The organism is Stenotrophomonas maltophilia (assembly GCF_001274595.1).
GTDB classification, from domain to species: domain Bacteria; phylum Pseudomonadota; class Gammaproteobacteria; order Xanthomonadales; family Xanthomonadaceae; genus Stenotrophomonas; species Stenotrophomonas forensis.
In genome coordinates, this window is sequence record NZ_CP011010.1 from 680,305 (window position 1) to 692,873 (window position 12,569).

Annotated in this window: 6 protein-coding genes; 4 read left to right on the plus strand and 2 right to left on the minus strand. The window is 68.3% G+C overall.

Annotated elements, in window-relative coordinates:
• The first annotated feature begins 34 nt into the window (after positions 1-34).
• The 4 genes from bcsA to bcsZ are packed head-to-tail and all read left to right on the plus strand — an operon-like array spanning position 35 to position 9,369.
• On the plus strand, positions 35-2,296 hold the full coding sequence (gene bcsA / locus VN11_RS03010; protein WP_238581849.1) for a UDP-forming cellulose synthase catalytic subunit: 2,262 nt from the start codon (positions 35-37) through the stop codon (positions 2,294-2,296).
• On the plus strand, positions 2,293-4,662 hold the full coding sequence (gene bcsB / locus VN11_RS03015) for a cellulose biosynthesis cyclic di-GMP-binding regulatory protein BcsB (protein WP_053448768.1): 2,370 nt from the start codon (positions 2,293-2,295) through the stop codon (positions 4,660-4,662). The genes bcsA and bcsB overlap by 4 nt, the downstream gene beginning before the upstream one ends.
• Positions 4,662-8,243 carry a cellulose synthase complex outer membrane protein BcsC gene (gene bcsC, locus VN11_RS03020; protein WP_053448769.1) on the plus strand — a complete coding sequence of 1,194 codons (3,582 nt, stop codon included), beginning with the start codon at positions 4,662-4,664 and terminating at the stop codon, positions 8,241-8,243. The genes bcsB and bcsC overlap by 1 nt, the downstream gene beginning before the upstream one ends.
• The gene (gene bcsZ / locus VN11_RS03025) at positions 8,227-9,369 is read left to right on the plus strand and encodes a cellulose synthase complex periplasmic endoglucanase BcsZ (RefSeq protein ID WP_053448770.1); all 1,143 of its coding nucleotides are present in this window, start codon (positions 8,227-8,229) and stop codon (positions 9,367-9,369) included. Before bcsC ends, bcsZ begins: the two co-directional genes overlap by 17 nt.
• A gap of 39 nt (positions 9,370-9,408) precedes the next feature.
• Here bcsZ and VN11_RS03030 read toward each other — a convergent pair whose 3' ends face one another.
• Together VN11_RS03030 and ettA are read right to left on the minus strand one after the other, a co-directional pair.
• Positions 9,409-10,725: an NCS2 family permease gene (locus VN11_RS03030; protein ID WP_004154176.1), complete on the minus strand. Its 1,317-nt coding sequence runs from the start codon at positions 10,723-10,725 to the stop codon at positions 9,409-9,411.
• 84 nt (positions 10,726-10,809) lie between these two features.
• On the minus strand, positions 10,810-12,474 hold the full coding sequence (gene ettA, locus VN11_RS03035; RefSeq protein WP_005412220.1) for an energy-dependent translational throttle protein EttA: 1,665 nt from the start codon (positions 12,472-12,474) through the stop codon (positions 10,810-10,812).
• Between the last annotated feature and the right edge of the window lie 95 nt (positions 12,475-12,569).

The following is a 12,569-nucleotide window of genomic DNA, read 5'->3' on the forward strand; positions in this document are numbered from 1 at the left end:
CGCAGGCCGAGGCCGCCTGCGCTATCTGCGGGCGATGAGCGATGCGCCCAGCGAATTCTGGAACAGCCGTTTCGCAGGCTGGTTCGGGCAGCGTGTCCGCGCCCTGTCGCCGCGCTCGCGCCATCTGCTGACGCTGCTGATCGGCTTGATCACGCTCGGGCTGGCGGCGCTGTGCATCACCCAGCCGTTCACCTACGTCGCGCAGTTCGTGTTCGTGCTGCTGCTGTGGGTCATCGCCCTGCTGGTGCGGCGCATGCAGGGCCGCTACGCCACGCTGGTGCTGGTGGTGCTGTCGATCACCGTCTCCTGCCGCTACCTGTGGTGGCGCTACACCGCCACCCTGAACTGGAACAGCACCTTCGACCTGGTCTGCGGCGTGATCCTGCTGGCTGCGGAAACCTACTCCTGGCTGGTGCTGATGCTGGGCTACGTGCAGGTGGCCTGGCCGTTGCGCCGGCGACCTGCGCCGCTGCCGGCCGACGTACGGCAATGGCCGACGGTGGACGTGCTGATTCCCACCTACAACGAAGACCTGGCGCTGGTACGGCATACCGTATACGCCGCGATGGGCCTGGACTGGCCTGCGGACAAACTGCGCATCCACATCCTGGATGACGGCAAGCGCGAGGAGTTCCGTGCCTTCGCCGAGCGCGCCGGGGTGAACTACATCACCCGTACCGACAACCGCCACGCCAAGGCCGGCAATCTCAACCATGCGCTCACCTTGATCGATGGCGAGCTGGTGGCGATCTTCGACAGTGACCATCTGCCGGTGCGCTCGTTCCTGCAGATCACCTGTGGCTGGTTCCTGCGTGACCCGAAGCTGGCGCTGGTGCAGACCCCGCATCACTTCTTCTCCGCCGACCCGTTCGAGCGCAACCTGCAGGTGTTCCGCAGCGATCCCAACGAGGGCGAGCTGTTCTACGGGCTGGTGCAGGACGGCAACGATCTGTGGAACGCGGCTTTCTTCTGTGGCTCCTGCGCGGTGCTGCGGCGCGAGGCCATCGATGCGATCGGCGGCTTCGCCACCGAGACCGTCACCGAAGATGCGCATACCGCACTGCGCCTGCACCGCAAGGGCTGGAATTCGGCTTACCTGCGCATCCCGCAGGCGGCCGGGCTGGCCACCGACAGCCTCGGCGCGCACGTCAACCAGCGCATCCGCTGGGCGCGCGGCATGGTGCAGATCTTCCGCATCGACAACCCATTGCTGGGCAAGGGCCTGAGCCTGTTCCAGCGCTTCTGCTATGCCAATGCCATGCTGCATTTTCTTGCCGGCATCCCGCGGCTGGTATTCCTGACCGCGCCGCTGGCGTTCCTGCTGCTGCACGTCTACATCATCTACGCCCCGGCGCTGGCCATCCTGCTGTTCGTGGTGCCGCACATGGCCCATGCCAGCCTCACCAATGCCCGCATCCAGGGCAAGTACCGCCGCCCGTTCTGGGGCGAGGTGTATGAGACCGTGCTGGCCTGGTACATCGCACGTCCCACCACGGTGGCACTGTTCAGCCCGGGGCGCGGCAAGTTCAACGTCACCGACAAGGGCGGCACCCAGGCCGGTGACCGCTTCGACTGGCGGGTGGCGCGGCCCTATCTGGTGCTGGCACTGCTGAACGTGCTGGGCCTGTGCTTTGCGGTGTGGCGGTTCATGCACGGGCCGGCCGATGAACGCGGCACAGTGGTCGTCAGCTCGCTGTGGGTGCTGTACAACCTGCTGATCATCGGCGGAGCGCTGGCCGTGGCCGCCGAGGTGCAGCAGGTGCGGCGCACCCATCGCGTCACCACCCGCCTGCCGATGGCGCTGGAGATTCCCGATGGCCGGCGCCTGCGTGGCGTGCTGCAGGACTACTCCAACGATGGCGTTGGCGTCGAGCTGGGCGAAGATGCCCAGCTCGCCGAAGGCCAGCAGGTACAGGTGCTGCTGGGGCGTGGCCGGCGTGAATTCGCTTTCCCGGCGCGCGTGCAGCGCACCGTCGGCCACCGCTTGGGCCTGCTGCTGCTGTTCGAGGACGAGCGCCAGCGCGTGGAGTTCGCCCAGTGCACGTTCGCGCGCGCGGACGCGTGGCTCGACTGGCATGCCGGCTATCAACCCAAGAGCCTGCCGCGCAGCCTGTGGAGCGTGCTGGTCCTGGGCTGGCGCGGTTACCGCCGGATGGGCGATTTCACTCCGTTCGACCTCGACCGCCCGGCACACTGGAATCGTCGCCTGCTGCGATGGCTCGCCAGCTTTGCCCCGCAACGTCCGCTTCCTTCCCACCCGGCTGACCCAGCCGCTGATCCAGGGCTTCGTCCATGAGCATTCCGTCTTCTCTGCGCTGGCTGCTGTTGCCCCTGCTGGCCCTGCCGGTGGCATCCGGCAACAGCGCACCTGCCCCGGTTCCGGTGCCGCCGCCCGCACCGGCGAATGCCGCACCGGTGGCAGCGCCGCCTGCGGCGACCACAACCTCGGCCACCCCCGCGGTTCCGGCCGAGGCAGCGGCGCTGACACAGACCTGGACCGGCAGCGCCTGGCCCTGGCAGCGGCAGAGCACGTTCGCCCAGCTGGGGCGTCGCCAGGACACCCTGCTGTCCGGCGTGCGCAACGCCACCACGTTCGAGTTCCAGGTTCGCCGCGACCGCCTGGTGCGCGATGCGGAGCTGGACCTGAGCTTCACGCCTTCGCCGTCGTTGCTGCCGACCCTGTCGCATCTGCGGGTCTACCTCAACGACGCGATGATGGGCGTGGTGCCGATCAGCAACGATCAGCTGGGCCGCCCGGTGCAGGCCAAGCTGCCGCTGGATGCGCGGCTGATCGCCGACTTCAACCAGGTGCGGCTGGAGTTCGTCGGCCACTACACCGACATCTGCGAAGAACCCACGCACAGTTCGCTGTGGGTCAACCTGTCCAGCAACAGCACCCTGCGCCTGGGCGGGCAGCCGCTGGCGATGCAGGACGACCTGGCGAACTTTCCGCTGCCGTTCTTCGATCCGCGCGACACCGCGCGGCTCGAACTGCCGGTGGTGTTCGCCGGTACCCCGAGCCTGGCACAGCAGCGCGCGGCGGCGGTGATGTCGTCGTACTTCGGCAGCCTCGCCGGCTGGTGGCGGCAGGCGCGGTTCCCGGTGAGCTTCGGCGCGCTGCCCGAGAAGGGCCACGCAGTGGTGCTCGCCGTGAACGGGAAGTTCCCCGCGGTGATCGGCAACCACGCGCCGGTGAAGGGCCCGGTGATCGAGTTGATGGCACTGCCGGACGACCCGCAGCGCAAGCTGCTGCTGGTGCTGGGCCGCAACGATGACGACCTGCAGAAGGCGGTGGCCGCGATGGCGGCCGGCAACGTGCTGTTCCGTGGGCGCCAGGTCAGCATTGATGAGATCAAGCCGCTGGCCCCGCGCAAGCCGTACGACGCCCCGAACTGGGTGCGCACCGACCGCGCCGTGCGCCTGGCCGAACTGCTGGACTATCCGCAGCAGCTGCATGCCAACGGCGTGTCGCCGCAGCCGATCACGGTCAACCTCAACCTGCCGCCGGATCTGTTCATCTGGCGCAACCAGGGCATTCCGCTGAACCTGCGCTACCGCTACACGCCGCCCTTCGGCAGCGACGAGTCGCGGCTGGGCGTTGCGATCAACGATCAGTTCATTTCCAGCTTCCCGCTGGTGCGGCGCACCGGCAAGCAGGGCCTGGAAGAGATCCGTCTGCCGGTGCTGGCCGGTGATGCCGGGGCCGACGATGGCCGCCTGCTGATTCCTGCACTCAAGCTGGGTGACCGCAACCAGCTGCGCTTCGACTTCAACTTCGCCAGCGTGATGGGCAGCGCGCAGCGCGATCATTGCCAGACCGTGCTGCCACCGAACCTGCAGGCGGCGATCGAGGAAGATTCAACCATCGACTTCTCCGGCTTCCATCACTACATGGGCCTGCCGGACCTGTCTGCATTCGCCCTGAGCGGTTTCCCCTTCACCCGCATGGCCGACCTGTCCGAGACCGTCGTGCTGGTGCCGCCCGCTGCCAGCGAGGCGCAGGTCAGCCTGCTGCTGAACCTGGTGGGTGGCCTGGGCGTGCAGACCGGCTACCCCGCCTACGGCCTGCGCCTGTCCGATGACTGGAAGCAGGCCAGCGCATTGGATGCGGACCTGCTGATGCTGGGCGCCTTGCCGGCCGAGTTGCGCGGCAGCCAACAGCTTTCGCTGCTGATCGATGACCAGCGCACGCGGCTGCTGAACGGCCAGTCGCCTTCGCCGCAGCAGGCGATGGAGCAGGCACGGCGTGGCAGCCGTGATGGCGACCCGGCGGTGACCGAGGTTGCGGTGACCGCGCAGGCACCGTTTGCCGCGATCATCGGCATGCAGTCGCCGCATCATGCCCAGCGCAGCATCGTTTCGCTGGCCGCCAGCAATGCCGCGGACTATGGCCTGCTCGACGACGCGCTCAGCGATACCGGCAAGCGCGAGGCGATTGCCGGCTCGGTGGCGATCCTGCGCACGTCTGGCATCCACAGCCAGTTCGTGGGTGAGCACTACTACGTTGGCGCGCTGCCGTGGTGGCTGCTGCTGTGGTACCACCTGGCCGACCATCCCGCATTGCTGGCGGTGCTGGCCACGCTGGTGGTGCTGATGTTCGCCTTCCTGCTGTGGCGCACGCTGCGCTGGGTGGCCGCCAAGCGCCTGGATCCGGGGCACTGATGGCGCGCGTGCGGCACCCGCTGGTGACGGCGTCGGGGCTGGTCCTGCTGGGACTGGCCGGCGCCGGCCCGTGCGCGGCGCAGGCATTGCCGGCCACACCGGGAGGCACGGTGGCCGAGCAACGCCAGTGGCTGCTGCAGCAGGTGCGCATCGGCGAGGCCACCGGCCGCCAGAGCCTGATCGAAGACGCGCTGGCGCGGCTGCGGATGCTGGCACCGGATGATCGCGGCACGCTGGTGGCGATCCTGGAAGTGCAGTTGTCGCAGCAGAAGCTGGACGATGCCGAAGCCACGCTGGCACGGCTGCGCCAGATCGGCGCAGGCAGCCGCGAGCTGGCGGCCGGCGAACGCCTGTGGCAGGCCTATCGCGGCGACCTGCAGCAGGAACTGCAGCAGGCCCGCCTGTTCGCCGCCGGTGGTCGCAGCGAGGAAGCACTGGCGATCTACCGGCGCCTGTTCAACGACGATCCGCCGGGCCTGCAGCTGGGCCTGGAATACTGGCGGCTTCGCGGTACCCAGGCCGAAGGCCGTGCACCGGCGATCCGTGCGCTCACCGAGCTGGATCGCAGCTACCCGGGCAATGTCACCCTGCTGCAGGCACTGTCGCAGCTGCTGTTCGCCGCTGGCCGCGACAGCGAGGCACTGGCGGCGCTGCAGCGCATGGGGCGCAATCCGGAAGCACGCGGCATGGCCGCCGACGCCGAATGGGCCTATCTGAAGGACCAGCCGGCCGACGAACGCAGCGTGCGCCGCCTGCAGGACTTCATCACCCGCAATCCCACGTTTGCCGACATCGCACTGGTGCGCGAGCGCTACGCGGACCAGCACAAGCGGGTCAGTGACCCGGCCTGGCGTGCCGGGCTGCGCGGCCAGCAGCTGCTGGACGCGGGCCGCAATGAAGACGCCGAGCGTGCCTTCCTGCAGGCGCTGCGAGGCTATCCACGCGAGCCAGGCCTGCTTGGCGGGCTGGGCATGGCGTTGATGCGCCAGGGCCGCCGCGAGCAGGCCATCACCTACTTCCAGCGCGCGGTGCAGGCGACACCGGCCGGCGACAGCAATGACAAGTGGCGTGACCTGATCGCCAGCACCCGCTACTGGCTGCAGCTGGACCAGGCCGATGCCGCGCTGAAGGCGGGCCGCCTGGACGAGGCCGAGCGCCTGTACGCCCAGGCACGGCGGCAGCAGCCGCGCGACGTCAATGCCGCGCTGGGGCTGGTCGACGTCGCCGTCGCGCGCGGTGACGATGCGGCTGCCGAACGCCAGCTGCAGAGTGCGCGGCGGATCGCGCCCAACGATGCCAACGTGGTGCGCAAGCTGGTGCAGCTGTATGGCCGCACCGATCCGCAGCGGCTGGAGGCCTTCATCAACGCGCTGCCCGCCGCACAGCGCAAGCTGTATGCCGAAGACCTGCGCCAGCTGCAGATCACGCGGCTGCGCGAACGCCGTGAGCAGGCGCTGGCCGCCGGTGACGCCGCCACGGCCATCGAACTGGGAACGCAGCTGCGTGTGGAACTGCCCGATGATGCCTGGCTGGCCTATGCCCTCGGCAACGAGCTGCGTGCGGCAGGCCGGGAGCAGGACGCCGATGCTGTGGTGGCCGACATGGCCCGGCGCAACGGCAGTGCAGAGGCGCGTTATGCGCAGGCGCTGTACCTGTCCGGGTCCGATCGCCTGCCGCAGGCACTGGCCGTGCTCGATGCACTGCCCCAGGCGCAGTGGGACGATGACATCCGCGCGCTGTCTGCGCGCTTGCACCGGCAGCAGCTGACCGACCATCTGTGGGAGCTGCGCGCGCAGGGCAGGGAGGCCGAGGCCATCGCCCTGTTGCTGCAGCAACCGCCCAGCACCGACAACGACATGCTGCTGGCCGAGTGGGCCCGCCTGCGCGGTGACCACGCGCAGGCACTGCACTACTACCAGCGCGTGCTGGCCGCACAGCCGGACAACGTCGATGCGCAGCTGGGCCGGATCCAGGCCTGGATCGGCAGCGGCGACCTGGCCAGCGCACGCCGCCAGATGCAGGATGCACCGCCCCAGGTTGCCGATGAAGCCACGGGGCAGCAGCGCCAGCTCGCCACCATCTGGACCGACCTGCGCGAGGACGCGAAGGCGCTTGCGATCCTGCGTGCGCTGTTGGCACGCCGGACTGCGCCCGATGCACAGTCCTGGCGCGACGCCGCCCGGCTGGTTCGCCGTGACGATCCGCAGCAGGCGTTGGACATGTACGCGCAGGCCATGGCCGACAACGGGCTGCTGGCACCGGCACAGGCAGCACCGCGCGACAACCGCGCGCTGACCCTGGCCAGCCGCGAGACCGCAGGCGACGACTGGCTGCGTCGCAGCCTGCGCAGTGATGTCGAAACCCTGTACCAGCAGGAAAATCCCACCCTGACCGTGATGCAGGATACGGGTCGCCGCAGCGATGGCACGCCGGGCATCTCGCGGCTGTCGCGTGATACCCGCATCGCGCACCTCGACGCGCCGTTCGCCGGTGGACTGGGCTGGGCGCGCATCGAGCAGGTGCAGTTCGATGCCGGGCGCTTCCAGACCGATGCCAACGGCGCCTACGACGAAGACTTCGGCAGCTGCGATCTGGACCTGATCCAGGCCGACGGCACGCGCCTGCGTGCACCGGGCTGCACCCGGTTCGTGCATCAGCAACGCACGTCCGGTGCCGGCTTCGCCGTCGGCTGGCGCACGCTCGACGATCGCTGGAATTTCGATATCGGCCATACCCCGTCCAACTATGCGGTCGGCAACTGGCTCGGCGGCCTTACCGTCAATGGAGACCTGGGCCGTTTCGGCTGGGGAGCCACCGTATCGCGGCGGCCGATGACCAATTCGCTGCTGTCGCAGGCCGGTGCATACGACCCGCGCAGCGGCATCCGCTGGGGCGGTGTCACCGCCAATGGCCTGACCTTCAGCCTGGGCTACGACCAGGGCGGCCGCAATGGCGTCTGGTCGAACTGGAGCTGGCATCGCCTGACCGGCGAGAACGTGGTGGACAACACGCGCGCCCGTGCGATGGTTGGCTGGTACCACAAGCTGATCCAGCGCACCGACATGCGCCTGGATGTCGGTACCACCGCGATGTACTGGCGTTACCAGAAGGATCTGGGCGGTTACTCGCTGGGCCAGGGCGGCTATTACAGCCCGCAGCGCTATGCATCGCTGAGCCTGCCGGTGAGCTTCGCCTGGCGCAACGACAACTGGTCGGTACGCCTGGATGGATCGGTCAGCGTGTCCAGCGCGCGGACGTCCTCGATCAGCCGTTACCCGGATCAGGCGCTGATCGAACGCGTGATCGCACAGCTGGAACCGCAGTACGGCCCGCTGACACTGGACCAGGCAGGCCTGTACACCGGCGACAGCAAGAGCACCGGCACCGGCTACCGTCTGTACGGTGCGGTGGAGCGCCGGCTGGGTGACCACTTCGTACTCGGCGCCGCCGGTACCCTGCAGCGCAGCCGCGACTTCTCGCCGAACTCGTTCCAGCTCTATCTGCGCTATACCTTCAAACCCTGGCAGGGCAACCTGCCGTTGCCGGTCTCTCCGTTGGTGCCCTATGGCGAATTCCGCTGACCTGCACCGCCGGCGCCTGCTGCAGGCCGCCGCGGCAGTGCCGCTGCTCGGCTGGGGTGCCGCGCAGGCGCAACCGGCGCCATCGGCATCGCGCTGGCCCGCGTGGCAGGTGCTGCTCGACAGCAGCCTGAGCCGCGACGGGCGCATGATCGATCGCAGCCAGGACGATCAGCGCAGCACCTCCGAAGGGCAGTCGTATGCACTGTTCTTTGCGCTGGTCGCCAATGACCAGACCCTGTTCGATCGCATCCTGGCCTGGACGCAGGACAACCTGGCCGGCGGTGACATGCGCCAGCACCTGCCGGCCTGGCTGTGGGGACGGGATGCCAAAGGGGGCTGGCAGGTACTGGACAGCAACCCCGCGTCTGATTCTGATCTGTGGCTGGCCTATGCGCTGCTGGAAGGTGCGCGCCTGTGGCGGCGTCCGGCGTTGCAGGCCATCGCCGAAGGCATGCTGCAGCAGGTGCGCGAGCGCGAGATCGTGCAGCTGCCGGGGCTGGGGCCGATGCTGCTGCCCGGCCCGCAGGGCTTCGTCGAAGGCGATGCGACCCGCATCAATCCCAGCTATCTGCCGTTGCCGCTGCTGCGACGGTTTGCATCGGTTGACCGCAAGGGGCCGTGGCCGGCACTGGCGGCAAACACGCTGCGGATGCTGCAGCAGAGCAGCCCGCACGGGTTCGCGCCGGACTGGACGGCCTGGCAGGCCGGCGGTTTCGTGGCCGACCCGGTGAAGGGTGCGGTCGGCAGCTACGATGCGATCCGCTGCTACGCCTGGGCCGGCATGACCGCGCCGCGCGATCCGCTGTTCCGGCCGCAGTTGGCCGCATTGTCTGGCCCGCTGCAGCGCCTGCGTAGTGGCGCCGCCATGTGGGAAAAGATCGACACCCGCAGCGGGCAGGGGCAGGGCGAAGGCAACTACGGCTTCCGCGCGGCGTTGCTGCCGTATCTGCTGGCCCAGGGAGAAAACGAGCGCGCCCGTGCACTGCAGGCCAGCGTGCCCAGCGCCGAGCAGCAGCGCGCCGATGCCCCGGCGTACTACTCGCAGATGCTCAGCCTGTTCGGGCTGGGCTGGGCCGAAGGGCGCTGGCGCTTCAACGCCGATGGCAGGCTGCAGCCGCGCTGGTGAGCCGCGCGCGCTGCAGGGCCGGGTGCATGCCGGCGCCGCTTACTCCAGCGCGTAGCGCAGGGTGAACAGCACCGCCACCAGCCACACCGCCGGGTGCACTTCGCGCCAGCGGCCGGTGCCCGCCTTCAGCGCGGCGTAGGCGATGAAGCCGAACGCCAGGCCGTTGGCAATCGAGTAGGTGAACGGCATCGCCAGCGCACACAGCGCGGCCGGCACCGATTCGGTCAGGTCGCTCCAGTCCACTTCCACCAGTTCGCGCAGCATCAATCCGGCCACGAACAGCAGCGCCGGCGCGGTGGCATAGCTGGGCACCATCGCCGCCAGCGGCGAGAACAGCAGCGCGGCCAGGAACAACGCCGACACCACCAGCGCGGTCAGGCCGGTGCGGCCGCCCACCTGCACGCCCGAGGCGCTTTCGGCAAAGGCGGTGGTGCTGCTGGTGCCGAGCAACGAACCGGCGACGATCGCGGTGCTGTCGGCCAGCAGTGCACGACCGAAACGCTTCTGCGCGCCCGGCAGCTTCAGCAGGCCCGCACGGCCGACCACGCCATACAGCGTGCCGGTGGCATCGAACACCTCCACCAGCACGAACACCAGCACCACCTGCAGCAGCACCGCGATCGGCGCGCCGCCGTCGTGGTGCAGCAGGCCAGGCAGGTCCAGCTGCAGGAAGGTCGGGGCCAGGCTCGGTGGCAGCGACACCAGGCCCTGGTACTGCACATCACCCAGTGCCCAGCCTGCGGCCGTCACCGCCAGGATGCCGATCAGGATCGCGCCACGGATGCGGCGTGCTTCCAGCACCGCGATCAGCAGGAAGCCGGCCAGTGCCAGCAGCGGCGGCGCGGTGTTCAACGGGCCCAGCGCCACCAGCGTGTCTTCATTGCCGACGATCACGCCGGATTTCTGCAGCGCGATGATCGCCAGGAACAGGCCGATGCCGGCCACGATCGCCGAACGCAGTGATGCCGGAATGCCCGATACCAGCCACGCGCGCACGCCGGTCAGCGACAGCACCAGGAACACCAGGCCAGAGATGAACACCGCACCCAGCGCCTGCTGCCACGGCAGGCCGGCAGCGCCGACCACGGTGAAGGCAAAGAACGCGTTCAGGCCCATGCCCGGTGCCATGCCAACCGGGAAGTTGGCGGCCAGTGCCATCACCGCCGAACCCAGCGCGGCGGCCAGGCAGGTGGCCACGAACACTGCACCGGCATCCATGCCGGTGGTGCCGAGGATCTCGGGGTTCACGAAGACGATGTAGGACATCGTCAGGAAGGTGGTGACACCGGCCAGCAGCTCGGTGCGCACGGTGGTGCCGTGCTGCTGCAGCTGGAACAGGCGTTCGAACAGGGGCATGGGGAAATCTCGCAAAGGTGTCGCCAGCAAGCGGGCGACCCATAGAAGAAGAAAGGCCGCGCGAGCGCGGCCTTTCCTGTTGCCTTACTTCAGCGCCTTGAAGCGCAGGCGCTTCGGCGCAGCGTCGTCGCCCATGCGGCGGCGCTTGTCTTCTTCGTACTCGCGGTAGTTGCCCTGGAAGAACTCCACGTGCGAGTCGCCTTCGAACGCCAGGATGTGGGTCGCGATGCGATCCAGGAACCAGCGGTCATGCGAAATGACGAAGGTGTTGCCCGGGAACTCCAGCAGCGCATCTTCCAGCGCGCGCAGGGTTTCGATGTCCAGGTCGTTGGACGGTTCGTCGAGCAGCAGCACGTTGCCACCCTGCAGCAGGGTCTTGGCCATGTGCAGGCGGCCACGCTCACCACCGGACAGCGAACCGACCATCTTCTGCTGGTCCTGGCCCTTGAAGTTGAAGCGGCCGATGTAGGCGCGCGACTGGATCTCGATGCCGTTGATGTTGAGGATGTCCAGGCCGCCCGCGATCTCCTGGAAGACGTTGTGGTTGCCTTCCAGCGCGTCGCGGCTCTGGTCCACGTAGGACAGCTTCACGGTCGGGCCGACCACGATCTCGCCGGTGTCCGGCTTTTCCTGGCCGGTGATCATCTTGAACAGGGTCGACTTACCGGCACCGTTCGGGCCGATGATGCCGACGATGGCGCCAGCCGGCACCAGGAAGCTCAGGTTGTCGAACAGCAGGCGGTCGCCGAACTTCTTGGAGACGTTCTTGAACTCCATCACCGCATTGCCCAGGCGCTCGCCCGGCGGGATGAAGATTTCATTGGTCTCGTTGCGCTTCTGGTAATCGACCGACTGCAGCTCTTCCAGGCGGGCCAGACGGGCCTTGCCCTTGGTGCGGCCGCCCTTGGCGTTCTGGCGCGACCACTCCAGTTCCTTCTGGATCGCCTTCTGGCGAGCCTTTTCCTGGTTGTCTTCCTGCTTCAGGCGCTCGTCCTTCTGGGTCAGCCAGTCGGTGTAGTTGCCCTTCCACGGAATGCCGCGGCCGCGGTCCAGTTCCAGGATCCACTCGGCGGCGTTGTCCAGGAAGTAGCGATCATGGGTGACCGCCACGACGGTGCCGGTGTAGCGCGCCAGGAACTGTTCCAGCCACTCCACCGACTCAGCGTCGAGGTGGTTGGTCGGTTCGTCGAGCAGCAGCATGTCCGGCTTCTGCAGCAGCAGGCGGCACAGCGCCACGCGGCGCTTCTCACCACCGGACAGCTTGCCGACCACGGCATCCCACGGCGGCAGGCGCAGCGCATCGGCGGCCACGTCCAGCTGGTTTTCCAGGGTGTGCGCGTCGCCGGCGGCCAGGATCGCCTCCAGGCGTTCCTGTTCCTTGGCCAGCGCGTCGAAGTCGGCGCCTTCCTCGGCATAGGCCAGGTACACCGCGTCCAGCGCGGCCTGGGCCTGCAGCACTTCGCCCACGCCTTCCTCGACCGCTTCACGCACGGTCTTGGTCGGGTCCAGTTCCGGTTCCTGCGCCAGGTAGCCGACCTTGATGCCCGGCTGCGGGCGGGCTTCGCCCTCGAAATCGGTGTCCACGCCGGCCATGATCTTCAGCACGGTGGACTTGCCGGCGCCGTTCAGGCCCAGCAGGCCGATCTTCGCGCCCGGGAAGAAGGACAGCGAGATGTCCTTGATGATCTGCCGCTTGGGCGGGACCACCTTGGACACGCGGTTCATGGTGTAGATGTATTGCGAGGACATGAGGTCTCCGTAGGCGCGGCCCTGCGCCCGGTCCGTCACGGGAACATCCCGTTGCGGCAGCGGGCACAGACTGAAAAGGTGTACTGCTAATTATA